This window comes from Lysobacter enzymogenes (assembly GCF_017355525.1).
Taxonomy (GTDB): Bacteria; Pseudomonadota; Gammaproteobacteria; order Xanthomonadales; family Xanthomonadaceae; genus Lysobacter; species Lysobacter enzymogenes_C.
The window spans coordinates 2,843,707-2,867,392 of sequence record NZ_CP067395.1 but is presented as its reverse complement, the minus strand read 5'-3'; the positions used below and the strand labels follow the sequence as shown (position 1 = coordinate 2,867,392).

The 23,686-nt window shown below is 68.8% G+C and carries 21 protein-coding genes, 1 tRNA gene and 2 pseudogenes; 18 read left to right on the top strand and 6 right to left on the bottom strand.

Annotated elements, in window-relative coordinates:
- The first annotated feature begins 172 nt into the window (after positions 1 to 172).
- Positions 173 to 967, top strand: a complete 795-nt coding sequence (speD, locus tag JHW38_RS11930; protein WP_057948915.1) for an adenosylmethionine decarboxylase — start codon at positions 173 to 175, stop codon at positions 965 to 967.
- Positions 968 to 1,277: 310 nt separating this feature from the next.
- Here the strand turns inward: speD and coq7 are convergent, their stop codons facing one another.
- Both coq7 and JHW38_RS11920 read right to left on the bottom strand, forming a co-directional pair.
- Positions 1,278 to 1,919: a 2-polyprenyl-3-methyl-6-methoxy-1,4-benzoquinone monooxygenase gene (coq7, locus tag JHW38_RS11925; RefSeq protein ID WP_207526116.1), complete on the bottom strand. Its 642-nt coding sequence runs from the start codon at positions 1,917 to 1,919 to the stop codon at positions 1,278 to 1,280.
- Positions 1,920 to 2,307: 388 nt separating this feature from the next.
- Positions 2,308 to 3,507: a (Fe-S)-binding protein gene (locus JHW38_RS11920; protein ID WP_207526115.1), complete on the bottom strand. Its 1,200-nt coding sequence runs from the start codon at positions 3,505 to 3,507 to the stop codon at positions 2,308 to 2,310.
- A gap of 185 nt (positions 3,508 to 3,692) precedes the next feature.
- Between JHW38_RS11920 and rplM the strand changes: the two genes are divergently transcribed.
- From rplM to JHW38_RS11905, 3 genes are all read left to right on the top strand, one after another.
- Entirely contained in the window at positions 3,693 to 4,121 is a 429-nt protein-coding gene (rplM, locus tag JHW38_RS11915; RefSeq protein ID WP_207526114.1) for a 50S ribosomal protein L13, read from the top strand.
- A gap of 15 nt (positions 4,122 to 4,136) precedes the next feature.
- Complete coding sequence (rpsI, locus tag JHW38_RS11910; RefSeq protein ID WP_207526113.1) at positions 4,137 to 4,529, top strand: 30S ribosomal protein S9; 393 nt, start codon at positions 4,137 to 4,139, stop codon at positions 4,527 to 4,529.
- Positions 4,530 to 4,604: 75 nt separating this feature from the next.
- Positions 4,605 to 4,679: transfer RNA gene (locus JHW38_RS11905), tRNA-Gln, on the top strand.
- A 239-nt stretch (positions 4,680 to 4,918) separates the two neighbouring features.
- Here JHW38_RS11905 and JHW38_RS11900 read toward each other — a convergent pair.
- Complete coding sequence (locus tag JHW38_RS11900; RefSeq protein WP_207526112.1) at positions 4,919 to 5,395, bottom strand: GNAT family N-acetyltransferase; 477 nt, start codon at positions 5,393 to 5,395, stop codon at positions 4,919 to 4,921.
- A 219-nt stretch (positions 5,396 to 5,614) separates the two neighbouring features.
- Here JHW38_RS11900 and JHW38_RS11895 point away from each other — a divergent pair, with 219 nt between their 5' ends.
- Positions 5,615 to 6,166: an ECF-type sigma factor gene (locus JHW38_RS11895; protein ID WP_207526111.1), complete on the top strand. Its 552-nt coding sequence runs from the start codon at positions 5,615 to 5,617 to the stop codon at positions 6,164 to 6,166.
- Positions 6,167 to 6,194: 28 nt separating this feature from the next.
- A pseudogene (locus tag JHW38_RS11890) lies at positions 6,195 to 8,564 on the top strand (protein kinase domain-containing protein); the annotation flags it as partial.
- An 11-nt stretch (positions 8,565 to 8,575) separates the two neighbouring features.
- Here JHW38_RS11890 and JHW38_RS25975 read toward each other — a convergent pair.
- The gene (locus JHW38_RS25975; RefSeq protein WP_428995322.1) at positions 8,576 to 9,157 is read right to left on the bottom strand and encodes a DUF6053 domain-containing protein; all 582 of its coding nucleotides are present in this window, start codon (positions 9,155 to 9,157) and stop codon (positions 8,576 to 8,578) included.
- Between JHW38_RS25975 and JHW38_RS25970 the strand changes: the two genes are divergently transcribed.
- Positions 9,054 to 9,410, top strand: coding sequence for a DUF6053 domain-containing protein (locus JHW38_RS25970; protein WP_428995321.1), 357 nt, complete (start codon positions 9,054 to 9,056; stop codon positions 9,408 to 9,410). The genes JHW38_RS25975 and JHW38_RS25970 overlap by 104 nt on opposite strands.
- On the opposite strand, the pseudogene JHW38_RS25965 reads toward JHW38_RS25970, so the two are convergent.
- Positions 9,407 to 10,546, bottom strand: a pseudogene (locus tag JHW38_RS25965) (peptidoglycan DD-metalloendopeptidase family protein); the annotation flags it as partial. The gene JHW38_RS25970 and the pseudogene JHW38_RS25965 overlap by 4 nt on opposite strands.
- Before the next feature lie 1,101 nt (positions 10,547 to 11,647).
- On the opposite strand from JHW38_RS25965, the gene JHW38_RS11880 reads away from it, so the two are divergent.
- Positions 11,648 to 12,628, top strand: coding sequence for a fumarylacetoacetate hydrolase family protein (locus JHW38_RS11880; protein ID WP_207526108.1), 981 nt, complete (start codon positions 11,648 to 11,650; stop codon positions 12,626 to 12,628).
- Positions 12,629 to 12,888: 260 nt separating this feature from the next.
- Positions 12,889 to 13,551 carry a maleylacetoacetate isomerase gene (gene maiA / locus JHW38_RS11875; protein ID WP_207526107.1) on the top strand — a complete coding sequence of 221 codons (663 nt, stop codon included), beginning with the start codon at positions 12,889 to 12,891 and terminating at the stop codon, positions 13,549 to 13,551.
- A gap of 130 nt (positions 13,552 to 13,681) precedes the next feature.
- On the opposite strand, the gene JHW38_RS11870 is transcribed toward maiA, so the two are convergent.
- On the bottom strand, positions 13,682 to 14,797 hold the full coding sequence (locus JHW38_RS11870) for a PilT/PilU family type 4a pilus ATPase (protein WP_207526106.1): 1,116 nt from the start codon (positions 14,795 to 14,797) through the stop codon (positions 13,682 to 13,684).
- Positions 14,798 to 14,899: 102 nt separating this feature from the next.
- Between JHW38_RS11870 and JHW38_RS11865 the strand changes: the two genes are divergently transcribed.
- The 9 genes from JHW38_RS11865 (at position 14,900) to JHW38_RS11830 (ending at position 23,630) form a co-directional block, all read left to right on the top strand.
- On the top strand, positions 14,900 to 15,277 hold the full coding sequence (locus JHW38_RS11865) for a DUF4398 domain-containing protein (RefSeq protein WP_207526105.1): 378 nt from the start codon (positions 14,900 to 14,902) through the stop codon (positions 15,275 to 15,277).
- Positions 15,274 to 15,900: a hypothetical protein gene (locus JHW38_RS11860; protein ID WP_207526104.1), complete on the top strand. Its 627-nt coding sequence runs from the start codon at positions 15,274 to 15,276 to the stop codon at positions 15,898 to 15,900. Before JHW38_RS11865 ends, JHW38_RS11860 begins: the two co-directional genes overlap by 4 nt.
- A 101-nt stretch (positions 15,901 to 16,001) precedes the next feature.
- The gene (locus tag JHW38_RS25960; RefSeq protein WP_428995302.1) at positions 16,002 to 16,565 is read left to right on the top strand and encodes a DUF6053 domain-containing protein; all 564 of its coding nucleotides are present in this window, start codon (positions 16,002 to 16,004) and stop codon (positions 16,563 to 16,565) included.
- A gap of 12 nt (positions 16,566 to 16,577) precedes the next feature.
- The gene (locus JHW38_RS11855; protein WP_207526103.1) at positions 16,578 to 16,796 is read left to right on the top strand and encodes a YdcH family protein; all 219 of its coding nucleotides are present in this window, start codon (positions 16,578 to 16,580) and stop codon (positions 16,794 to 16,796) included.
- Between the two features lie 502 nt (positions 16,797 to 17,298).
- On the top strand, positions 17,299 to 18,669 hold the full coding sequence (locus JHW38_RS11850; RefSeq protein ID WP_207526102.1) for a pyridoxal-phosphate dependent enzyme: 1,371 nt from the start codon (positions 17,299 to 17,301) through the stop codon (positions 18,667 to 18,669).
- A gap of 303 nt (positions 18,670 to 18,972) precedes the next feature.
- Positions 18,973 to 20,154 (top strand): cystathionine gamma-synthase, encoded by a 1,182-nt coding sequence (locus tag JHW38_RS11845; RefSeq protein WP_207526101.1) that lies wholly within the window; start codon positions 18,973 to 18,975, stop codon positions 20,152 to 20,154.
- 36 nt (positions 20,155 to 20,190) lie between these two features.
- Positions 20,191 to 21,609: a glycosyltransferase family 4 protein gene (locus JHW38_RS11840; protein WP_207526100.1), complete on the top strand. Its 1,419-nt coding sequence runs from the start codon at positions 20,191 to 20,193 to the stop codon at positions 21,607 to 21,609.
- A 6-nt stretch (positions 21,610 to 21,615) separates the two neighbouring features.
- The gene (locus tag JHW38_RS11835) at positions 21,616 to 22,410 is read left to right on the top strand and encodes an ABC transporter permease (RefSeq protein WP_207526099.1); all 795 of its coding nucleotides are present in this window, start codon (positions 21,616 to 21,618) and stop codon (positions 22,408 to 22,410) included.
- Positions 22,407 to 23,630 carry an ABC transporter ATP-binding protein gene (locus JHW38_RS11830; protein ID WP_207526098.1) on the top strand — a complete coding sequence of 408 codons (1,224 nt, stop codon included), beginning with the start codon at positions 22,407 to 22,409 and terminating at the stop codon, positions 23,628 to 23,630. The genes JHW38_RS11835 and JHW38_RS11830 overlap by 4 nt, the downstream gene beginning before the upstream one ends.
- Positions 23,631 to 23,686: the final 56 nt, after the last annotated feature.

The window sequence follows — 23,686 nt, the reverse complement described above, 5'->3', positions numbered from 1 at the left end:
CGCTGGAGCAAATCCTGCCGCCGAAAATCCCGCTCCGATAGGGACCTGTGATGGAAGTTCAGCGACGGTCACGCTTTTGTCACCGACAGCGCCCAAAAACGACGTGCGTTTCCCCCCGGGGCTAATTGCCTCATAATCGCGGCCCTCGCCGTCCCTCCGGAATCTTCCTACAGTGGTCAAGCCGTTGCCGCGCCTGCGGTTGCAGGGTTTCAACAACCTCACCAAGGCCCTCTCGTTCAATATCTACGATGTCTGCTTCGCGGCCTCCGAAGACGAGCGCCGACGGTATATCGAGTACATCGACGAGGCGTATAACGCCGACCGCCTCACCCAGATCCTGACGGATGTGGCGGAAATCATCGGCGCGAATATCCTGAACATCGCCCGCCAGGACTACGACCCGCAGGGCGCGTCGGTCACGATCCTGATCTCGGAAGAGCCGGTGATCGACAAGAAGGACGCCGGCAAGGAGATCATCTCCGACGCCGTGGTCGCGCACATGGACAAGTCGCACATCACCGTGCACACCTATCCGGAAACCCATCCGGACAACGGCATCGCGACCTTCCGCGCCGACATCGACGTCGCCACCTGCGGGGTGATTTCGCCGCTGAAAGCCCTGAATTACCTGATCGAGAGCTTCGAGTCCGACATCGTGGTGATGGACTACCGGGTGCGCGGCTTCACCCGCGACATCAAGGGCCGCAAGCACTACATCGACCACAAGATCAACTCGATCCAGGACTACCTGGCCAAGAACATCAAGTCGCGCTACGAGATGATCGACGTCAACGTCTATCAGGAAAACATCTTCCATTCGAAGATGCACCTGAAGGAATTCGACCTCGACACCTACCTGTTCGAGGAGAAGGCCAAGAACCTCTCGTTCAAGGAGCGCATGAAGATCGAGGCGCGGCTCAAGCGCGAGATCGAAGAGCTCTACCACGGGCGCAATCTGGCCGACTGAGCTCGGGCGGACGCGCGGGGCGCCTGCGGGCGGCCCGGGGCATCGCGGAAAGGCCGGCGCAAGCCGGCCTTTTTCGTGGGCGGGTTGGGGCGGGGCGGCTCTTCCGGCATGGCTACGGATCGAATCGGGGGCGGCTCGGGTGGAGGCTCGCCCGGCCGGGGCTCCTCGGCGGTTACAGGGCCGCGTCGCGGCTTGCGCCGCTCCTACAGGTGGGTACGGCCGGTTCGGGCGCGCCCTGTAGGAGCGGCGCAAGCCGCGACCGCGCAACCCGGCCGCCGGCGTCAGCTCGAAGCCCGGCCGGCCCCAAGCCTCAAAGCCGGTACGCGACCGCCTTCATCACCTTCGACGCCGCCGCCATGATCGTCGGCACCGGCACCGGCAGGATCCGCGCGCCGGCGGCTTCGGCGTTGGCGGCGTGGCGGGCCTCGTCGGCCTTCATCGTGCGCAGGATCGCGCGGCTGCGCTGGTCGCCTTCGGGCAGCGATTCCAGGTGCTCGTCGATATGCGCCTCGACCTGGCGCTCGGTTTCGACCACGAAGCCCAGGTTCCAGCCGTCGCCGCGCAGGCCGGCCAGCGCGCCGATGGCGAAGCTGCCGGCGTACCACAGCGGGTTCAGCAGGCTCGGGCGGCTGTCGAGTTCGCGCAGGCGGTCGGCGCACCAGGCCAGATGGTCGGTTTCTTCCTGCGCCGCGTGCAGCAGGTGTTCGCGGGTGGCCTCGTCGCGGGCGACCGCGGCCTGGCCGCAGTACAGCGCCTGGGCGCAGACCTCGCCGACGTGGTTGATACGCATCAGCCCGGCGGAATGGCGCTTTTCCCCTGCTTCCAGCACCAGTTCGGCGGTGTTGCCGGCCGGGTTGGCGCGCTCGGCCAGCGGCGCGCCGAACACGGTGTCGAGGGCGCGCTGCGCTTCGCTGAGCACGCGATCCAGGGGGCTGAGGGCACGGGCGTTCATGCGCCGATTCTACGGCGGCGGCGGGGTAGAAGTCGGTTAAGCGGGGTGGACAAATCGTCCGGGGGCGCGGGCTTGTGGGCGTATGGGCTGAGTGTGGACGGTCTGGGCGGACGGTCTGGTAGCGAACGGTCTGGTGCGAACTGTGCTGGGGCGAGCCGGGCTCGCCGCGCATTCCCCAGGGTGTCATCCCCGCGAAGGCGGGGATCCAGAGACTTCAGCGTCATGTCGCGATGAGGCCCTGGATCCCCGCCTTCGCGGGGATGACGTTCTGGTGGGGACGGCCGCTCTTGGGGAAGGTTCTTGTGGGAGCAGCGATTCTTGCGGGAGCGGCGGCTTTTGCAGGAGCGGCGGCTCTCGTGGAAGGGCCTTCAGCCCCGACGCCTTCTGCTCAGCCCGCCGCGCCGCCTTCGTCCAGGCATCCGGCCAAAAACTCCAGCGGATGCAGCACCGGCGCCGCCGTCCCATTGCCCAGATGCAACCGGCATCCGACATTCGCGCTCAACACCGCAGTCGCTCCGCTGCGTTCGAACTGCGCCAGCAACGGCGCGCGGTACTCCGCCGCGCGTTCCGGCTCGGTCAACATCTGCGTACCCGACGCCCCGCAACAGCCGAAACCCGCGTCGAGTTCGACCACCTCCAGCCCCGGCACCGCGGCCAGCAACCGGCGCAGCGCAGGCACCGACTTGACCACGTTGCGCTGGGTGCAGGGCAGATGCAGCGCGACCCGCTGCGGCGTGCGCCGCCAGCGCAGGGCGCCGATGCGTTCGGCCACGAAGGCCAATGCATCGACGGCCTGGGCATCGTCGGGCAGCGCGCGGCGCAGGCTGTCGTGGCAGCCGCTGGCGAGAGTCAGCACGGTGCCGCAGCCGGCGAAGGCGGCGCGGTTGCGCGTGGCCAGCGCCGCCGCGGCCGCGGTGTTGCCGGCGTGCTCGTGCAAGGCGCCGCAGCAGCCTTGGCCGGCGGCGATCTCCAGTTCCACGCCGAGCGCGCCGCACAGCCGCGCCAGCGCCGCGCGCAGCGGCGCTTCGTAGCGGTCGGCGATGCAACCGACGAACAACGCGGCGCGGCCGCCCGCCGGCGCGACGCGGCCGCGCGGCAGGGCGCGCACGCGTCCGGGCGGGCGCGGCAGCGGGCGCAGGGCCGCCGGCAGCAACGGGTACAGCGCGCGGTACCCGGCCAGTCCGGCCGCGAGCGCGCGCGGCCGTGCGGCCAAGCCCTCGACCCAGCGCTGGCGCCAGCCGGCCGGCCGACGCTCGCGTTGGCGGCCGCGCACGGCGACCAGCAGGCTGCCGTATTCGACCCCGGCCGGGCACACCGCCTCGCAGCTGCGGCAGCCGAGGCAGTGGTCGAGGTGGGCGTCGGAGGCGGGCGTGGCCGGGATCGTGTCCAGCGCCCAGGCCCGGGCCAGGGCGATGCGGCCGCGCGGGGATTCGGCTTCGACCCGTTCGCGGCCGTAAGTGGGGCAGGCGGGCAGGCACAGGCCGCATTGAACGCAGCGGTCGGCCAACGCCGCCAGCGGATCGGCCGCCGGGCCGGGCCGCGAGGGGCCAAGGCCGGGCGGGGCGGGCTGCGACGGGGCGGCGGGCATGGGCCGGATGCTAACATGGCCGGTCCGGCGCCCTGAGCCGGCGACTTGCGCGAGACCCAGGCGGCCGCTATCATTCCGCCTCTTGCGTTTCGTATTCCACAACGCGAGGCGAAGTTCCGCCGCAGGTTGCCCGCCTGGGCCGCGACCGGAACCAGCCCGACCAGGCACCCAAAGCAGAACTCTCAATGAAGACCTTTACCGCTAAGAACGAGACCGTCCAGCGCGACTGGTACATCGTCGACGCGACCGGCAAGACCCTCGGTCGTCTCAGCACCGAGCTCGCACGCCGCCTGCGCGGCAAGCACAAGCCGGTCTACACCCCGCACGTCGATACCGGCGATTACCTGGTGGTGATCAACGCCGAGAAGATCGCGGTCACCGGCAACAAGCTGCAGGACAAGATGTACCACCGGTTCACCGGCTACATCGGCAACCTCAAGAGCGAAACCCTCGGCCAGGCGCTCGAGCGCCACCCGGAACGCGTGATCGAGATCGCCGTGAAGGGCATGCTGCCGAAGAACCCGCTGGGTCGCGCCATGTACCGCAAGCTCAAGGTGTACAAGGGCTCCGAGCATCCGCACGCCGCCCAGCAGCCGCAGCCGCTGGACATCTAAGGTAAAGGCACGAATATGGCTATCCAGCAGAACTACGGCACCGGCCGCCGCAAGTCTTCCACCGCTCGCGTGTTCCTGCGCAAGGGCGACGGCAAGATCACCATCAACCAGCGTTCGATCGAAGACTTCTTCGGTCGCGAGACCGCGCGCATGATCGTGCGCCAGCCGCTCGAGCTGACCCAGTCGAGCGACAAGTTCGACCTGACCATCACCGTCGCCGGCGGCGGCATCACCGGCCAGGCCGGTGCGATCCGCCTGGGCATCGCCCGCGCGCTGGTCGAGTACGACGAATCGCTGAAGGGCGAGCTGCGCAAGGCGGGCTTCATGACCCGCGACGCGCGCGAAGTCGAGCGCAAGAAGGTCGGTCTGCACAAGGCGCGTCGCGCCACCCAGTTCTCGAAGCGCTAAGCTTCGCCGGCTGGTCGTTCCGCGGCTTCAAATTGTTTTTGCAGTCGCGGAATTTTGCGCTAGAATCCGTTTTATAGCCCCGTCGCCAAGCGGTAAGGCATCTGACTCTGACTCAGACATTCGGTGGTTCGAATCCATCCGGGGCTGCCAAACAAGATCGCTGAGAACCGCAAGGTTCCAGGCGCAACGAAGAACCCGCCGCGAGGCGGGTTTTTTGTTTTCCGGCCCTACGAAAACCGCCGTAGCCCCCTGTAGGAGCGGCGCGAGCCGCGACCGCGCCATCGCGGCTACAACGCAATTCGCCCTCAGTCCGTCGTTCGCGCCGGCAGCATCGCGCATGACCGGTTGTCTCGGCGTTCGGATTGGCCGCGTCGCGGCTCGCGCCGCTCCTACAACGGGCGAATCAGGCTGATTTCGTCGCGCAGCGGAATGCCGTGGCGGCCGAGCAGCGGAATCGCCGGATCGGCTTCGCGTTCCAGATCGATCGCGCCCGGCACCAGCCGGTGCAGGCGAAAGCCGCGCCGCTGGTAGAAGCGCAAGGCGTCGAGATTGTCGTTGGTGGTGCGGGTCAGCAGCGCGTTCAGGCCGAGCGCGCGGGCGCGCTGCGCGGCGAGTTCGAGCAACGCGCTGCCGATGCCGGCGCCCGCGGGCGTGGCGTCGAGCGTGACGATCTCGCTGTGGCCGCGTTCGTCGAGCAGGGTCGCCAATGCGGCCACTTCGCCGCCGTTGCAGCCGACGAAGCCGGGCAGGGCGGCGGCGTCGATCGCGCGGCCGTCGAGCAGGATCGTGGCGCTGCCCCAGCGCGAGCCCAGGAAGCGGCGCACGATGTCGCGGTCGGCGGGGACGAGCGGGCGCAGCGGGGTCATGGCGTCGATTCGGGCAGCGGGCGCGGGCCCGACACTGTAATCGCCGCGGCGTCGCCGCCGCGACGCGCGATCCGGCGGTTGCCGCGCCGCGCGCCGGATCGCAGCGGACGCATCGATCCACCCCGAACCGTGCCGGCCGTCGCGTCCGCGCGCAGGCGACTGCGAGATGCTCGCCTGCGCGCCCGACCGGGCGCGGACGGACGGCGTCGGGGGACGCGCATGGGCGAGGATCTGACCGGTTTGCTGCGCGACTGGCGCTCGGGCGACGAGGCCGCGCGCGACCGCCTGTTCGTCCAGGTCTACGACACCCTGCGCGGCATGGCCGCGGCGCGGCTGCGCGCGCGCGGCGGCGAGCGCACGCTGCAGGCGACTTCCCTGGTCAACGAAGCCTTGATGCGGCTGCTCGGCGGCGAGGTCGACTGGCAGGACCGCGCGCACTTCTTCGCCCTGGCCGCGCTGAAGATGCGTTCGGTGCTGGTCGACGAAGCGCGCGCGCGCGCCGCCGACAAGCGCGGCGCGTCGCCGGTGATGCTGACCCTGTCGCACGCCGACCTGCACGGCGGCGCTACCGACGGGCTCGACGTGCTGGCCTTGCACGAGGCGCTGCAACGTTTGTCCGAACGCGACCCGCGCGCGGCGCGGGCGGTGGAGATGGCGTACTTCGGCGGCATGGCCCAGGGCGAGATCGCTTGCGTGCTTGAGGTGTCGGTGCCGACCGTCGAGCGCGACCTGCGCTTCGCCCGCGCCTGGCTGAGCCAGCAACTGAGTTGAGCGCCCGCCGCGGCGCGCGGGAGAGAGCATGCAGACCGAGCATTGGCAGCAACTGCGGCGTTTGTTCGACGCGGCCTGCGACCTGCCGCCGCAACGCTGGCGCGATGCGCTGGCCGGGTTGAGCGACGATCCCGCGCTGATCGAAGAAGCGCTGCAACTGCTGCGCGCGCAGACCGACGAACTCGGCGCGGTGGCGCGGCCGTTGCAGGCCTTGATCGCCGGCGATACCGGCGCGGACGGCGCCGACGCGGCCGACGAACTGCGCGCCGGCGATCGCCTCGGCGCGTGGCTGCTGGTCGAACGCGTCGCCAGCGGCGGCATGGGCACGGTGTTCGTGGCCGAACGCGCCGACGGCCTGTTCCGCCAGCAGGCCGCGATCAAGCTGTTGCGCAGCGACGGCGTGCGCCGCAGCCGCAGCGAGCAGGACGAATTCGCCCGGCGCCTGGCGGCGGAGCGGCAGTTGCTGGCCGAATTGCAGCACCCCAACATCGCCCGCCTGTACGACGGCGGCACCACGCCCGCCGGCCAGCCTTATCTGGTCATGGAGTACGTGCAGGGCGAGCCGCTGGACGAGTACTGCAAGCGCAGCGCGCCCGACCTGGAGCAGCGCCTGCATCTGTTCCAGCGTATCTGCGGCGCGGTGCAGAGCGCGCACCAGCGGCTGATCGTGCACTGCGACCTGAAGCCGGCCAACGTGCTGGTGGCCGCGGACGGCGAGCCGGTGCTGCTGGATTTCGGCATCGCCCAGGCGCTGGACCGGCGCCCGGGCGATGCGCCGGACGGGGCCGAGCGCGGCCACGGCTTCTGCACGCCGGCCTACGCCAGCCCGGAACTGCTCGGCGGCGCGCGGGTCAGCGTGGTCAGCGACGTGTTCGCGCTCGGCGTGCTGCTGACCGAGTTGCTGGCCTGCCGCGCGCTCGGCCGCGGCGTCGGCGACCGCGACGCGCCGGTGCCGGCGCCGAGCGCGCTGGCGTCGCCGCGCTGCGGCTGGCGCGGCAAGCTGCGCGGCGACCTCGACGCGATCGCCCAGCGCGCCTGCGCGCTGGATCCGCGCCAGCGCTATTCCTCGGTCGAAGCGCTGGCCCGGGACATCCTGCGCTACCAGAGCCGGCGCACCGTGTCGGCGCGCGCGCCGACCTGGAATTACCGCTTCGGCCGTTACCTGCGCCGGCACTGGCGCGAAGCCGCGGCGACCGCGACCGTGCTGGCGCTGGCCAGCGGCTTCGTCTGGCGGGTCAGCGCCGAACGCGCGCGCGCCGAGCGCGAAGCGGCGGTGGCCGAGCAAGTCAGCGAATTCCTGGTCTCGGCGTTCGACGCCGCCGACCCGAGCATGCGCGGCGCGCGCGCGCGCCAGGACGTCAGTGCGCGGCAAGTGCTCGATGCCTCGGCGGCGCGGATCGAACACGGGCTCGACGAAACCCCGGCGATCCGCGCGCGCCTGCGCGCGGTGCTCGGCCGCGCCTACCGCAATCTCGGCCAGCCGCAGCGCGCCGAGGCGATGCTAGAGCGCGCCGCGCGCGAATTCCTCGACCCGGCGGTGGCGCGGCCCGACCGCGCCGCGCAAGCGCTGGTCGAACTGTCGCGTTCGCTCAGCGAACGCCAGTACGGCGCGCAGGCGGTGGCCGCGGCGCAGCGCGCGCTGGCGCTGCGGCAAGCGCAGGGCGACGCGCGCGCGCTGGCCGAAGCCTTCGACGCGCTCGGTCTGGCGCAGGTGGCCGCCAGCCGCTACGACCTGGCCGAAGCCACGTTCGCGCGATCGCAGGCGCTGCGGCGCAAGCACGCGATGCAGCAGTCGCCGTCCGAGCGCGCGGCGATGCTCGGCAATCTAGGCCAGCTGTACCGCCGCCGCGGCGAACTCAGCCGCGCCGAAGCCGCGTTCCGCGAAGCGCTGGATCTGGTGCGCGCGCAGGGCGCGCACAGCGTCGCCGCGCAGGTGCAGCAGTTCTATCTGGCGAAAGTGCTGTTCGGCCAGGGCCGCGTCGCCGAAACCCGGCGCGAGCTGGTCGACAACCTCGGCCTGGCCCGCGACCTGTACGGCGAGCAGAGCGACATGGTCGCCAACATCCACGTCGACATCGCCGACGCGGCGCAGGACATGGGCGATTACCGCGTCGCCGGCGACCACTACCGCGCCGCGCTGGCGATCATGGCCAAGGTCGCCGGCGCGCGCAGCCTGGATTACGCGCGGGTGCTCAACAACTCCGCGACGCTGGCCGAGGAACGCGGCGACGTCGGCGAGGCCGAGCGGCTGTGGCGCGAGGCCTTGTCGATCCGCCGCGAGCACCTGGACCCGCAGGAACGGCGGGTGCTGCGGGTCGAAAGCTACCTTGGCCGCCTGCTTGCGCGTACGGGCCGCGGCGACGAGGCGCGGCCGCTGGTCGAGCGCGCGCTGGCGGTGTGGCGCGAACGCTACGCCGACGATCTGCCCGGCGTGCTGACCGCCGATCTGGGCCGGATCGAATGGCAACTCAGCCGCGACCGTCTCGACGAAGCCGCGGCCGGGCTCGACGCCATCGACCTCGGCAAGGGCGAATACAACGCCTTGCTGCTGGCGCGGATTCCGGCCCTGCGCGCGGAGCTGGCGCAGCGCCGCGGCGATTGGGCCGGCGCGGTCGCCGGCTGGGAGCACGTGGTTGCGCAAAGCGCGCGCCGCAACGGCGAGAACCCGATCCTGACCGCCAAGGCGCGGGTGCCGTACGCCGAATCGCTGTGGGCGCGCGGCGACCGCGAGGCCGCGAGGGCGCAATTCGCCAGCGCGGCGCCGTTGTTGCGCAAGGAACTGCATCGCGATGCGGAGCTGCTGCGCCGGCTCGATGCGCTGGAGCGCGGCGAAGCGCCGCGGCTGGCGACGCGTTGAACGTGCGTAGCGATGCTGCGGCCGTCCACAGTGCTGGTGGAAGGGGCTTCAGCGTCGACGTTTTTCGCTTGGACCGCGGCGATCCGGAACAGAAGCGTCGGGGCTGAAGCCCTTCCGACAACAGCCCGCGACATCGAGGTTGAAGTTTCTCCCTCAACAGCGAACGGCATCGGGCTTGCAGGCGTCCCACAACGAAACGCCGCCCTCGCGGGCGGCGTTTCGCGCTTCAGGCTTGCGTTGCCGCTACCGGCTTACTCGATCGCCTGCACATCCACCAGCCGCAGATTCTTGGTCGCGTACTTCTCCGCCGACTGGAACAGCCCCTGCCAGCCCTTGACCGCTTCCAGCGCATGCCCGCCGCTGCCGGCGCGGTACACGCCGACGTAGTTGCGCACGCCGGCTTCGACGAAAGTGTCCACGTCGATCAGGCGATAGCCGGCGTCGGACAACTCGTCCCACTTGGCGGTGAACGCGCTCCACGAGGCCGAACGCGCCAGTTCGCTGTTGTCGCTGCCGGCGCGGTAGACGCCGACGTACTGGCGCTGGCCGTTGCCGATGTCGAAGCTCTCCATGTCGATCAGGCGCAGGCCCAGGCCTTCGGCGATCTCGCGCTGGTTGGCGAAGGCGCTGTAGCCGGTGTGGCTCCACAGGCCGGCGTGGTCGCTGCCGGGACGGAACACGCCGACGTAGTGGCGCTCGCTGCCGCTGAGGTAGGTGGTCAGGTCGACCAAGCGCTGGCCGTCGTCGCTGAGCTGCTTCCACACCGCGGTGAACTGCTCCCAGCTGGCGCCGTTGTACAGCGCGCCGGCGCCGCTGCCGCGCTTGAACACGCCGACGAAGTGGCGGTCGCCGTTCTCCACGAACGTGTCGATGTTCTCCAGGCGGAAACCGTCGCCGACCAATTCGTCGCGCTTGGCGACGAAGCTGCTCCAGCTCGGCTTGTTGACCCGCACCTCGATCGCGTTGCCGGCGCGCCACACGCCGATGAAGGTCTTCTCGTCCTTCTCCGCCGCGTCGAACGGGAACGCCGCGCTGCTCGGGTAGATCATGCTGTACGGATGCGGCGCGGAGTGGTTGCTCAGGGCGGTCCAGTCGGTCGGGTCCATGCTGTTGGCGGTGGCCATCGCGTGGGCTTCGCTGCGGGTCAGGCTCTGGATCTGGGCGAAGGTCATCGGCCGCGGACGCAGCGCGTTGCCTTCGCACGAACCCGGCGAGGTTTCCTGGCTGACGTGTACGTGCACGTGCGGGCCGCTGGACTGGCCGGTGTAGCCGACCTTGCCGAGGTACTGGCCTTGCTTGATCGTCGCGCCGGGCACCAGCAGTTCGGCCGGGATCGAGCCGGGCTGCATGTGCGCGTACAGCGCCACTTCGTCGCCGCTCTTGATCTTGAGGAAGTTGCCGCCGGCCGAGTATTGGCCGGTGCTCGGCGCGACCGGCTCGGGTTCGATCTCCTTGGACACGCGCGGATAGTTCTTCCATTCCGGCAGATCGTTGAGCGACTCGCAGACGATGCCGTCGGCCATCGCGTACAGCGGCAGGCCGTAGGCGCGCTGGCCCTCGGGCTTGTTGGCGGCGCCGCCGGGGCGGCGCGAGTCCCAGGAATCGCCGTCCCAGCCGGTCACGCTGGTGTCCAGGCCGAACGCCTGGCTGCCGCCGACGTGGTTGCTGGAGGTCTGCCAGGCTTCGTTCGGACGCAGGTCGCTGGCGCGGCCGGGATAGCGCAGCGGGCCGTTGTCGTTGCTCGACGCGGCCAGCGGCAGGTTCTTCACCACCGGGTTGCGGTAGCCCTGCAGGTAGACCGCGACCTTGATCGTGCTCGGGTACGGCGCGTTGATGACGATCGGGAACGAGGACGGCACCTTCGGCGCGTCCGGGTCGGGGTTGTCGTAATCGCAATTGCAGTTCTGGAACGCGATCTGGGTGCCCGGGGCGATCTCGGCCGGGGTCAGGTAGTTGGAGGCGAGCTGGTCGAGGATTTCGACCCGGGTCACCTTCAGCGGCACCGTGTCGTTGTTGCGCAGCGCCATGCGCAGCGAGATGCGGCCCTGCTTGGCGCCGCCGACCTGGGCCGGGCCGAGCGCTTCGAGCACGACCTTGCCGTCCTGGATCGGGTTGACCACATCGATGGCCAGGGCCTGGGCGTGGGCGCCGCCGGCGGCGCCGAGGGCGAGCAGCAGCGCGGCGGGCAGCGAGCGCAGGAAGATGCGGGAGGCGGAAGACTGCGATTTCATGATGAAACTCCTTGTCTGGGCGTGTCTGGTTGGGTTCACGCGGTCGCAGAGGGACGTGCCCTCAACCTGCGCGCGGACCGCGGTCCGCCGCATCGGCTGGGCCTGCCCCGGTGAACCCGGGCGTGACCACGCCGCGCTTGATCCAAACAACCGGCAAAGTGGGAGCGAACCCATCACGCGATCGCGAAAAAAATTCGTGATTCACGCAAGTGATTGATTCAAAAGGGATGGGCTGCGGCGCTGCGTGCGGGTGAGCCGTCCAGGACTGGGGCGGCGGGCCGGCTCGGGCGACAATCGCGGCCGGATCGCAGCGCCCGGCCCCCGCCGGCGCGCCCGATCAATCCGTTACAATTGAAACCATATCGACCCGACTGCACCGAACTCGAGGCCTGGATGAAACTCGGATCCCTGAAGGAAGGCGGCCGCGACGGCACGCTGATCGTCGTCTCGCGCGACCTGACCCGCGCCGTGCGCGCCACCGGCATCGCCGACACCCTGCAGCGCGCGCTGGAGGACTGGTCGAACGCGGCGCCGCGCCTCAACGCGCTGGCCGACGCGCTCGACGAAGGCCGCGCCGACGGCGCCTTCGACCTCGACTTCGCCGCCCTGGCCGCGCCGCTGCCGCGCGCTTACGAATTCGTCGACGGCAGCGCCTACCTGCCGCACGTCGCGCGCGTGCGCCGCGCGCGCGGCGCCGAAGTGCCGGAGAGCTTCTATGTCGACCCGCTGATGTACCAGGCGGTCAGCGCCGGCTTCTACGGCCCGCGCGATCCGGTGCGCGTGCCCGACGAGGCCTACGGCATCGACCTGGAAGCCGAAGTCGTGGTGATCACCGACGACGTGCCGATGGCGGCCACGCCCGAACAGGCCGCCGGCCACATCCAGCTGATCGGTCTGGTCAACGACGTCTCGCTGCGCAACCTGATCCCGAACGAACTGGCCAAGGGCTTCGGCTTCCTCCAGTCCAAGCCGCGTTCGGCGTTGAGCCCGGTGTTCGTCACCCCCGACGAACTCGGCCCGGCCTGGATCGACAGCAAGGTGCACCGCCCGCTGACCACGCACATCAACGGCGAGTGGTTCGGCGCGCCGGAAGCCGGCATCGACATGCAATTCAGCTTCGCCGAACTGGTGGCGCACGCAGCCAAGACCCGGCCGCTGTCGGCCGGCACCATCGTCGGTTCCGGCACCGTCGCCAACGAAGACACTTCGCTCGGCGCGTCGTGCTTCGCCGAGAAGCGCACGGTGGAAACGCTGGAGCACGGCAAGCCGCTGACCCCGTTCATGAAGTACGGCGACGTGGTGCGCATCGAGATGTTCGATGCCGCCGGCGCCAGCCTGTTCGGCGCGATCGAGCAGCGCATCGAAAAGCCTTGAGCGCCGCCGCGCTGCGTCGCGGCCGCGTGCGCACAGGGGAACGGGCGCTTGCGCGTCCGTTCCCTTTTTCGTTTCGGCGCAGCGCATCCGCTTGGCGGCGCGGCGCGCGGGACGAACGGCGGTCCGCTGCGCGGCGCGCCCGGCTATGGTTCGCCACTTGCGCCGCGCAAACGTGGCCCGTGTCGCAAGCCGGCCCGGCGCCAACCCCGTCGACACGGCTTCCCCGTTAACCTGATTCGGTTTCCCAGCAAGGCCTACCGGTGAGCGATCAACTGCGTCTTTATTCGTACTGGCGATCCAGCGCCTCCTACCGCGTGCGCATCGGCCTGAACCTCAAGGGCCTGGACTACGAGATCGTCCCCGTTCACCTGGTCCGCAACGGCGGCGAACAACACGATCCGACCTATCGCCAGCTCAACCCGCAGGGGCTGGTGCCGGTGCTGCAGCACGGCTCGCGCACGCTGACCCAGTCGATCGCGATCCTGGAATACCTTGACGAAGTCTGGCCGCGCCCGAACCTGTTGCCGGCGACCGCGCGCGACCGCCATCGCGTGCGCGCGATCGCCCAGACCATCGCCTGCGAGATCCATCCGCTGAACAACCTGCGCGTGCTGCAATACCTCGACGGCACCTGGAACGTGCCGCAGCCCGAGCGCGACGGCTGGGTCAAGCACTGGATCGGCGAAGGCTTCGCCGCGGTCGAGACGATGCTGTACGACCATCCGGCCACCGGCACCTTCTGCGAAGGCGACGCGCCGGGGCTGGCGGATTGCTGCCTGATTCCTCAGCTGTACAACGCGCGCCGCTTCGGCGTGCCGCTGGAGGCGTATCCGACGTTGTTGCGGATCGAAGAAGCGTGTCTGGCGTTGCCGGAGTTCGAGCGGGCGAAACCGGAGAACCAGCCGGATCGTCCGCCGGCCTGAGCCGCGGCGTCGCGAACGGGAACCAAGGCGCCGGCGTCGGTCCCGACGCTCTGCGTTCGCTCCCGAGCCGGCGCGCAAACGAAAACGGCCGCCCGAAGGCGGCCGTTTTCCTGTTCGAGCCTGCGAAGCGTCAGTGCGTCGCCGACGCGTCGTACATGTCCGCATACGGATCGTGCTCGCCGCTGCCGCCCTCGGACAGGCGGAACTTCAGCGCCAGGCCGTCGCGCGAGTCGGCCGCCTTGAGCGCCTCCTCCATCTCGATCCTGCCTTCCTTGTACAGGCGGAACAGGCACTGGTCGAACGACTCCATGCCGTCTTCCAGCGACTCCTCCATCGCCTGCTTGATCTCGTGCACCTGGCCGCGGCGCATCAGGTCGCGGATGTGCGGAGTGTTGATCAGCACTTCCGCGGCCGGGATGCGGCGCCCGTCGGTGCCGACCACCAGGCGCTGCGACACCACCGCCTTGAGGTTCAGCGCGAGGTTCATCAGCACGTTCTTGTGCGCGGCCTCGGGGAAGAAGTTGAGGATGCGCTCCAGGGTCTGGTCGGCGTTGTTGGAGTGCAGCGTCGCCAGGCACAGATGGCCGGTTTCGGCGAACGCGATCGCCGCCTCCATCGTGGTGGCGTCGAGGATTTCGCCGATCAGGATCACGTCCGGCGCTTCGCGCATCGCGTTCTTCAGCGCGTTGTGGAAAGCGTGGGTGTCCAGGCCGACCTCGCGCTGGTTGACGATCGACTTCTTGTGCTTGTGCAGGTACTCGATCGGATCCTCGATGGTGAGGATGTGGCCGGCGGTGTTGCTGTTGCGGTGGTCGATCATCGACGCCAGCGTGGTCGACTTGCCCGAGCCGGTGGAGCCTACGATCAGCACCAGCCCGCGCGGGGCCATGATGATGCTCTTGAGCACCTGCGGCAGCTGCAGCTCCTCGATGCTCGGGATCACGCTGCGGATCGCGCGGATCACCATGCCGACTTCGCCGCGCTGCTTGAACACGTTGATGCGGAAGCGGCCGGCGTCGGGCAGGGCGAGCGCCATGTTCAGTTCGAGGTCACGCTCGAACTGCGGAACCTGGCCCTCGTCCATCAGCGAATAGGCGATCTTCTTGACCATGCCGGGCGGCAAACCGGTGTTGCCGAGCGGGTACAGGCGCCCCTCGACCTTGATGTAGACCGGTGCGCCGGTGGTCAAAAACATGTCCGACGCGTTCTTTTCCGTCATCAGCTTCAAGAAATAGCCGATGTCCATGCATTCGTACCCCTTGTTGACGCCGTCGGCCGTTGCAAGCAGGCTGACGGCTTGACGACAATGTCCGCCGCGCGTCTTCCCTTCCGCACAGCGCTCCCCAGAATGCCTACAAGCTTCGCACAAATCCGTTTGCCGCTGCTGGCCGCAGTTCTCGCTTCGACCCTGGCCGGTTGCGCCTCCACCCCTCCGCCGACCGGCGAGCTGTCCGCGGCCCAGCAGGCGGTCATGCGCGCCGACGACGCCGACGCGGACCAGTATGCGCCGCAGGACCTCAACGCCGCCCGCAGCGCGCTCAGCGCCGCCCAGGGCGCGTTGTCGCAGCGCAAGGACGAGGATGCCCGGCGCCTGGCGCTGCGCGCCACGGCCGAGGCCGACCTCGCCTTCGCCCGCAGCAAGGAGGCGATCACCAATGCCGAACTCAACCAGCGCCGGGCCGAAGTGTCCGAGCTGCGCCGCCGTCTGCAGGGAGGTGGCCAGTGAGCCAGCGTGAGTCCGCTTTGCGCGCCGCCCTCGCCGCGGCGCTGACGCTGGCCGCGTTCGCCGCCGCCGCCGCGCCGCCGGACGATCCGGAACTGGCGCGGCTCGGCCAGCGCCTGACCGTGCTGGAAGCCAGTCCCGACACCGCCCAGGTCGGCACGTTCGAGCGCTATCGCGCGCGTCAGGCGATCGAGGACGCGCGTCAGGCGCGCAGCCGCGACCGCGCCGATGCGGTGCGGCTGGCCGACCGCCGGGTCGAAACCGCCGAGATCGTGGTGCGCACGCAACTGGCGCAGCGCGAGCTCGATCGCCTGGACCGCGAGCGCAGCGAACTGCTGGTCGAAGCCAGCCGCCGCGACGCCGACCGTGCCCGCGCCGAGGCCGAGCGCCTGCGTGTGCAGGCGCAGATCCAGGCCGAAGAAGCCGAGCGCCTGCGTCAGGCCGCCGATCAGGAAGCCGCGGCGCGGCAGCAGGCCGAAGGCCTGCTCGACGACGTCGCCGGCAAGCAGGCGGCCAAGCTGCGCGCTGCGCGCGAACGCGACGCGGAGCTGGCGCGCAAGGAAGCCGAACTGCTCGGCGGCGAGGCGCCGCCGGCGACGCCCAAGCCGAAACCGAAGAAGAAATAAGCGCGGCGGGGTCAACCCCGCGCGTTTTCGCTGTCGTCGACGAGCCGGGCCTGCGCCCGGCTCGTTGCGTTTGCGGGTTGGCGACAGCGCGGCGCGGTTCGATGCCTCCGGCCGCTTCGGGCTTCATGCCGAGCACGCAAGGAGCTTCAGCCTCGACGCTTTCCGGCCGGATCGCCTCGCTCCGGCCGGAAAGCGTCGGGGCTGAAGGCCCTCCCGCAAGGGCGCCAGAAAACGCCTGCACCCGCCCGTACCCGCCCGGCGGAGCGGCGTGTCCGACAGGCGGCCAAAGCCAGGCGGGGCGAGGGTTTGCGCGTCGCGGCCGGGTTCCGGCAGATGGCGCGACCGAACAAAAAACTAATGAAAATCATGGATTTGGCGAGCGGCCTGGCCACTCGTCGGAGACATGGCCGGAACCTGAAACCGCTTGCACCGCGCCCTTGCCGGAACCGGAACGCAGGAGTAGGGTCGGTTATCCGAGCGGTCCCAATAACGCTCGGCGAAGAGCCAGGCCGATGACGCAGACGCACTTTCCGCAGGAGTCCGGTGCCGCCCACGAGGGCGCGGCCGGAGTTCGTGGAGCCGGTGCCGCGCCGGGCCTGACCGACCATCTCACGCTCCCCCGCAACGCCCTGGTCGAAAGGCCGGGGCGTTCGCATTCGTGCTGAAGGAGGCTTTTCATGTTCGAAGAACGTTCGCAGCCTGAAATCGACGCGCTCATCAAGAGCAACCCCGAGTTCAAGCAGTTGTACCAGCGCCACAAGGACCTCGACAAAAAGGTCATGGACGCCGAACTCGGCGTGTTGCCGATCGACGACACCACGCTCGGACAGATGAAGCGGGAAAAACTGGCAGCGAAGGACCGTCTGGTCCAGCTATACGAGCAACAGCCTCACTGAGGCATCGCGTCGCCCGCGCCGCCCGTCCAGGGCCGGTCGCGGGTGCGGGCCCCCGGCCGTGCGCCGGAGGCCCGCCGGCCGGCACGCAGCCGGTCCAGCACACCGGGCGCGGCAGCCAGCCGCGCCGACCGGACCGGCGCCCGCCCGCGGCGCCGGCTCCAAACTCAGCGCGGGCGGCGGCGGCCATCCTCGTCGGCCGCCGCCGTCCGCGGCTGATACTTCCGATGGATTCAGCGCCCGACCGTGCGGGAGGCCTGCTTTGAGAGGCCCGCTGCGAGCGCCCTGCTGCGGGAGGGCTTCAGCCCGGCGCTTTTGTGCCAGCATGTGGCGATCCGGCCGAAAGGCGCCGGGGCTGAAGCCCCGCCCACAAGAGCTGCAGAGCGTCCGCGCGCGGCCCGCAAGAGCGCTTGCCGGCCGCTCTGAGGCGCCTTGCGCGAACCGCCGCCGGGCGCCCGGCTAGAATGGCCCGATTCGCCGCACGGTAGCGGCTCGCAGGAATCGCATGGCCATCCACAACTCGGTACTCGAACTCATCGGCAACACCCCGATCATCAAAGCCCAGCGCCTGGACACCGGCGTGTGCGAGCTCTACCTCAAGCTCGAATCGCAGAACCCGGGCGGCTCGATCAAGGACCGTATCGGCCTGTCGATGATCGAAGCGGCCGAGAAGGCCGGCAAGATCAAGCCCGGCGACACCCTGGTCGAAGGCACCGCCGGCAACACCGGCATCGGCCTGGCCCTGGTCGCCCAGCAGAAGGGCTACAAGCTGCTGCTGGTGGTGCCGGACAAGATGAGCCGGGAGAAGATCTTCAACCTCAAGGCGATGGGCGCGCAGGTGGTGCTGACCCGTTCGGACGTGGCCAAGGGCCACCCGGACTACTACCAGGACCTGGCCGAGCGCATCGCCCGCGAAACCCCCGGCGCCTACTTCATCAACCAGTTCGGCAATTCCGACAACCCGGCCGCGCACGAGTTCGGCACCGGCCCGGAGATCCTCGAACAGATGGGCGGGAAGCTCGACGCGATCGTGTTCGGCTGCGGCAGCTCCGGCACCATGACCGGCCTGTCGCGCGCGTTCGCCAAGCACTCGCCGGACACCGAGCTGGTGCTGGCCGATCCGGTCGGTTCGATCCTGGAGGAGTACATCAACCGCGGCACGCTGTCGGACAAGTCGGCCAGCTGGATGGTCGAAGGCATCGGCGAGGATTTCCTGCCGCCGATCTCCGACTTCACCCGGGTCAAGAAGGCGTACGCGATCGCCGACAAGGAAAGCTTCCTGACCGCGCGCGAACTGCTGGAAAAAGAGGGCATTCTCGCCGGTTCCTCGACCGGGACCCTGCTCGCCGCGGCGCTGAAGTACTGCCGCGAACAGACCGAGCCGAAGAAGGTGCTGGTGTTCGTCTGCGACACCGGCAACAAGTACCTGTCGAAGATGTACAACGACTACTGGATGCTCGACAACGGCTTCATCCAGCGCGAACAGCACGGCGATCTGCGCGATCTGATCCTGCGCCCGTACTCGCAGCGCGATACCGTGGTGGTCGCGCCGGGCGATCTGTTGGTGACCGCGTATCAGCGCATGAAGCTCTACGACGTGTCGCAGCTGCCGGTGATGGACGGCGAGAAACTCGTCGGCATCGTCGACGAGAGCGACGTGCTGCTGCACGTGTACGGCGACGAATCGCGCTTCCGCGATCCGGTGTCGACCGCGATGGTCAGCAAGCTCGACACGATCCAGGTCGGCCAGCCGATCGAATCGCTGCTGCCGCTGTTCGACCGCGGCCACGTCGCGATCGTCGCCGACGGCGACAGGTTCCTCGGCCTGATCACCCGCATCGACCTGCTCAACTACCTGCGCCGCCGGGTGCAGTGACGGTCGCGGCCGTCCGCACGCGCGGACGGCCGGGCGGGGCGGCGGCTCGCTTCGGTGTGCCGCCTCGCGCCGTATCGATGCCAAGAGGCGCGTTCAGTGTGCTGTTCCTGAATTCGCGTTCAGCTTGGGCGGCCGAAAAATCCGTGCGCTGCGTCGCAGCGCCGGGCGGTTGGCCGCTCTGCCTGCATTGCGCCTGAAGTCGTGCCGCGTGAACCGGGGGGCTCACGGCGGCGATGTTAGAATTCGCGGTTACGTCCATCGGCCGATCACACAGCCGACCACACAGCGCACGGAACCGAATCGATGAGCCAACAGCAGCCGCAAGACGGAGCGCGCAAGCCCGGCCTGGGCACCCTCGCGATCCACGCCGGCCAGTCCCCGGACCCCAGCACCGGCGCGGTCATGCCGCCGATCTACGCGACCTCGACCTACGCCCAGAGCAGCCCTGGCCAGCACCAGGGCTTCGAGTACTCGCGCAGCCACAACCCGACCCGGTTCGCCTACGAACGCTGCATCGCCGGCCTGGAAGGCGGCCGCCGCGGCTACGCCTTCGCCTCCGGCCTGGCGGCGACCTCGACGATCCTGGAAATGCTCGACGCCGGCAGCCACGTCATCGCCATGGACGACGTCTACGGCGGCACCTACCGCCTGTTCGAACGCGTGCGCCGGCGCACCGCCGGGCTCGACTTCAGCTGGGTCGACCTCAGCGACGAGGCCAAGTTCGAAGCGGCGATCCGCCCCGAGACCAAGCTGGTGTGGATCGAGACCCCGACCAACCCGCTGCTCAAGCTGGTCGACATCGCCCGCATCGCCGAAATCGCGCGCAAGCGCGGCCTGATCGTGGTGGTCGACAACACCTTCTCCTCGCCGATCCTGCAGCGCCCGCTGGAACTGGGCGCGCACATCGTCATGCACTCGGCGACCAAGTACCTCAACGGCCATTCCGACATCGTCGGCGGCATCGCCGTGGTCGGCGACGCGCCGGAACTGGAAGAACAACTGACCTTCCTGCAGAACGCGGTCGGCGGCATCCAGGGCCCGTTCGACAGCTTCCTCGCCCTGCGCGGCCTGAAGACCCTGCACCTGCGCATGAAGGCGCACTGCGAGAACGCACAGGCGCTGGCTGAGTGGCTGGAAACCCATCCGTCGGTGGAAAAGGTCCTGTATCCGGGCCTCAAGTCGCACCCGCAGCACGAACTGGCCAAGCGCCAGATGCACGGCTTCGGCGGCATGGTCAGCATTTACGTCAAGGGCGGGATGGACGGCGCGCGCCGGATGATGGAGCGCTGCCACCTGTTCACCATCGCCGAATCGCTCGGCGGCGTGGAGAGCCTGGTCAACCACCCCGCGGTGATGACCCACGCCTCGATTCCGCCGGACCGGCGCGCGGCGCTGGGCATTACCGACAACCTGGTGCGCTTGAGCGTGGGCGTGGAGGATTTGGCGGATTTGCGCGATGAGCTCGAGCGGGCGTTGGGTGCTTGAAGCCATGAACGCGAGCGCGCGCCGCGAGCAGCGGTCATGACCTCGATCAATTCCTTCGACAACGGCATCGCCCAGCGGTTGCTGGGCGTGTCGGCGTGGATCCGCGGGCAGGCCTGGCTGCAGCCGGTTTATCGCATGTTCCCCCAGTCGTTGCGCAACTGGGTTTCGTTTCTGCTGGCTTCGCGCGCGAGCAAGCGGTCGCGTTTCCAGCGTACCGAGAACTGGGCGCGCACGCCGCCCGTCGTCGCGCAGGCGGCGCCCGCAGCGCCTGTGCCCGGCGCCGGCGTCAACCTGTTCGGCTACCTGCGCGGTCAGTTCGGCCTGGCCGAGAGCGCGCGCATGTATGCACGTGCGCTGATCGGCGCCGGTTATCCAACGGCGCTGTTCGACGTTTCCATCGACCTGCCGCACGGCATGGACGATCGCAGCGTGGACGCGCATCTGGGCGAGGACACGCCTTATCCGGTGAGCGTGATCTTCGTCAATCCCGACTACCTCGGCTCGGCCATGCGTCATATCGGGCCCGCGCGCCTGCGCGGCCATCGCGTGGTCGCGTGCTGGTTCTGGGAGCTGCAGGACATCCCGCAAGACTGGATGGCTGCGATCGAACTGGTCGACGAGATCATGGTCGCCTCGACCTTCGTCAAGGAAGCCTTCGAGCGGGTCACCGACAAGCCTGTGTTCTGCGTGCCGCAGCCGTTGACGCCGGCGCCGGACAGCGGCCTGCAGCGCAGCGACTTCGGCCTGGATCCCGATGCTTTCATCTATCTGTGTACCTTCGATTTCAATTCCTGGGTGCACCGCAAGAATCCGTTCGCGGTGATCGAGGCGTTCCGTCGCGCGTTTCCGCCGGAGCGCACCGATGTGCAGCTGCTGGTCAAGTCGAGCAACGGCCACCGCCACCCAGACAAGCTGCTGCGCCTACTCAAGGCCAGCGCTCAGGATCCGCGCATCGTGGTGCGCGACGAGGTGATCGATCGCGCCCACGTCCATGCGTTGCAGCGTTGCTGCGACGTCTACGTCTCCTTGCACCGGGCCGAGGGCTTCGGCCTGGGGCTGGCCGAGTGCATGGCGATGGGCAAGCCGGTGATCGCCACGCGCTGGTCGGGCAACGTCGATTTCATGGACGATTACAACAGCTGCCTGGTCGGCTATCGATTGGTGCCGGTGGGCGAGGGCGAATATCCGCATCCCGAAGGTGCGGTATGGGCCGATGCCGATGTCGACGATGCCGCGCGCCAGATGCGGCGGCTGGCGGACGACCGCGAGTTTGCGCGCCTGCTCGGCGCCAAGGCCGCTGCCGATGTGGCTGAGCGGTTGAGTCCGAACGCCGCTGCGCAGCGGCTGATCGAAAGGATCGATGCGATCGCGCGCGGCGCGACGGCGGACGATCCGGGCGTTCCCACACGCGCCGCCGAGGCCCAGGCCCCGGCTTCGCGAAGCGATACGAGGTAGGCATTCATGCGCGATCTGTTGCTGGCGATCTGGCGATATCGCTATTTCATTATGTCGTCGGTCAAGAACGATCTGCGGGCCCGTTTCATCCGCAGCAAGCTCGGCGCGGTATGGATGATCATCCATCCGCTTGCGCAGGTGCTGATCTTCGCGTTGATCCTGTCCGAAGTGCTGGCGGCCAAACTGCCCGGCGTGAACAGCAAGTACGCCTACGCGCTGTACCTGCTCGGCGGCACCCTGGGCTGGGCGCTGTTCACCGAGACCGTCACCAAGTTCGGCAACCTCTTCATCGAGAACGGCAACCTCATGCGCAAGATGGCATTCCCGCGCATCTGCCTGCCGTTGATCGCCGCGGGCACGACGCTGGTCAACAACTTGCTGTTGCTGTTGGCGATCTTCCTGGTGTTCGCCGCGTTGGGCCATTTCCCCGACGAGCAGGCGCTGTGGCTGCCGGTGCTGATCGCTGTCACGTTGATGCTGGCCGGTTCCATCGGCCTGCTGCTGGGCGTGCTCAACGTCTTCATGCGCGACATCGGCCAGATCATTCCGGTGGTTTTGCAGGCCTTGTTCTGGATGACGCCGATCGTCTACAGCATCACCATCCTGCCCGAGTCTTACCGCAACGCGTTCAAGCTCAATCCGCTGTATCCGCTGATCACCAGCTACCAGAACGTGCTGGTGTTCGGGACCCAGCCCGATTGGGCCGGCCTGGGCACGCTGGCTGTGGCATCGCTGGTGCTGACCGTAGTCGCCCTGTTCGCGTTCCGGCGCGCATCGCCGGAAATGGTGGACGTGCTATGAGCGGCGAACTAAAGGTCAACCGGCTCGGCAAGGCCTATCGGGAATGGCGCAGCGAATGGATGCGCGTCGGCTCCTGGCTGGGCCTGCCGTTCCGCGCCCATGCCGAGCACTGGGTGCTCAGGGACATCAGCTTTGCGGTCGGGCCCGGCGAGGCGGTCGGCATCATCGGCCAGAACGGCGCCGGCAAGAGCACCTTGCTGAAGCTGATCACCGGCACGTCGCGGCCCACCGAAGGCAATGTATGGGTCAAAGGGCGAGTCGCGGCGATCCTGGAACTGGGCATGGGGTTCAATGTCGACCTGACCGGCCGGCAGAACGTCTATCACGCCGCTGGACTGATGGGCTTCAGCGAATCCGAGATCGCCGGGGTGATCGGCGAGATCGAGGCGTTCGCCGAGATCGGCGAGTACTTCGACGAGCCGGTGCGCACCTACTCCAGCGGCATGCAGATGCGCGTGGCGTTCAGCGTGGCGACCGCGTTCCGGCCCGACCTGCTGATCATCGACGAGGCCTTGTCGGTCGGCGACGCGTATTTCATCCACAAGTGCTTCCGCCGCATCCGCGAGTTCCGCGAGGCCGGCACCACGCTGCTGTTCGTCTCGCACGATCCCACTGCAGTGCAGTCGCTGTGCGATCGGGCGGTGCTCATCGATCGCGGCCGCCTGGTTCTGGATGCCGATCCGCAGCAGGTGTTCGACTACTACAACGCGCTGATCGCCGAAAAGGAAAACAGCTCCGTGCGTACCGAGCGCACCGAGCACGGCCAGATCGCGACCGAGTCGGGCTCCGGCGAGGTCGAGTTCGTGTCGTTGCGCATGGAGAACGCCGCTGGCGAGGCGGTGGAGTACGTCACCGTCGGCGAACCGGTGCGCCTGCGCGCGAAGGTCCGCGCAAACGAAGTGGTGGAGCGGTTGGTGTTCGGCTACATGATTCGCGACCGGTTGGGGCAGCCCATCTTCGGCACCAACACTCATCACACCGGGCAGGTGTGCGTTGATCTCGCCGCGGGCGAGTGCGTGGAGTACGACGTGGCGTTCCCGATGAACCTCGGCACCGGCACGTATTCGGTCTCGGTCGCGCTTTCCAGCACCGAGACCCACTTGGTCAAGAACTACCAATGGAAGGACCTGGCTCTGATTTTCACCGTCGCCAACGTGGACCGCGCGCCGTTCGTCGGCGTGGCTTGGCTGCCGGCGAAGATCGAGGTGCTGGGGCGATGAGCGCAGGAACGCGCGCCACAGCGGGTTGTTCGCATATCCATCCCTTTCACAGAGAG

Bases quoted from the DNA above. Each gene is read 5' to 3' on its own strand.
- coq7 (WP_207526116.1), bottom strand. From the start codon at position 1,919: ATGAACGCCCGTGCCCTCAGCCCCCTGGATCGCGTGCTCAGCGAAGCG.
- JHW38_RS11920 (WP_207526115.1), bottom strand. From the start codon at position 3,507: ATGCCCGCCGCCCCGTCGCAGCCCGCCCCGCCCGGCCTTGGCCCCTCG.
- rplM (WP_207526114.1), top strand. From the start codon at position 3,693: ATGAAGACCTTTACCGCTAAGAACGAGACCGTCCAGCGCGACTGGTAC.
- rpsI (WP_207526113.1), top strand. From the start codon at position 4,137: ATGGCTATCCAGCAGAACTACGGCACCGGCCGCCGCAAGTCTTCCACC.
- JHW38_RS11900 (WP_207526112.1), bottom strand. From the start codon at position 5,395: ATGACCCCGCTGCGCCCGCTCGTCCCCGCCGACCGCGACATCGTGCGC.
- JHW38_RS11895 (WP_207526111.1), top strand. From the start codon at position 5,615: ATGGGCGAGGATCTGACCGGTTTGCTGCGCGACTGGCGCTCGGGCGAC.
- JHW38_RS25975 (WP_428995322.1), bottom strand. From the start codon at position 9,157: ATGTCGCGGGCTGTTGTCGGAAGGGCTTCAGCCCCGACGCTTCTGTTC.
- JHW38_RS11880 (WP_207526108.1), top strand. From the start codon at position 11,648: ATGAAACTCGGATCCCTGAAGGAAGGCGGCCGCGACGGCACGCTGATC.
- JHW38_RS11870 (WP_207526106.1), bottom strand. From the start codon at position 14,797: ATGGACATCGGCTATTTCTTGAAGCTGATGACGGAAAAGAACGCGTCG.
- JHW38_RS11865 (WP_207526105.1), top strand. From the start codon at position 14,900: ATGCCTACAAGCTTCGCACAAATCCGTTTGCCGCTGCTGGCCGCAGTT.
- JHW38_RS25960 (WP_428995302.1), top strand. From the start codon at position 16,002: ATGCCTCCGGCCGCTTCGGGCTTCATGCCGAGCACGCAAGGAGCTTCA.
- JHW38_RS11855 (WP_207526103.1), top strand. From the start codon at position 16,578: ATGTTCGAAGAACGTTCGCAGCCTGAAATCGACGCGCTCATCAAGAGC.
- JHW38_RS11850 (WP_207526102.1), top strand. From the start codon at position 17,299: ATGGCCATCCACAACTCGGTACTCGAACTCATCGGCAACACCCCGATC.
- JHW38_RS11845 (WP_207526101.1), top strand. From the start codon at position 18,973: ATGAGCCAACAGCAGCCGCAAGACGGAGCGCGCAAGCCCGGCCTGGGC.
- JHW38_RS11840 (WP_207526100.1), top strand. From the start codon at position 20,191: ATGACCTCGATCAATTCCTTCGACAACGGCATCGCCCAGCGGTTGCTG.
- JHW38_RS11835 (WP_207526099.1), top strand. From the start codon at position 21,616: ATGCGCGATCTGTTGCTGGCGATCTGGCGATATCGCTATTTCATTATG.
- JHW38_RS11830 (WP_207526098.1), top strand. From the start codon at position 22,407: ATGAGCGGCGAACTAAAGGTCAACCGGCTCGGCAAGGCCTATCGGGAA.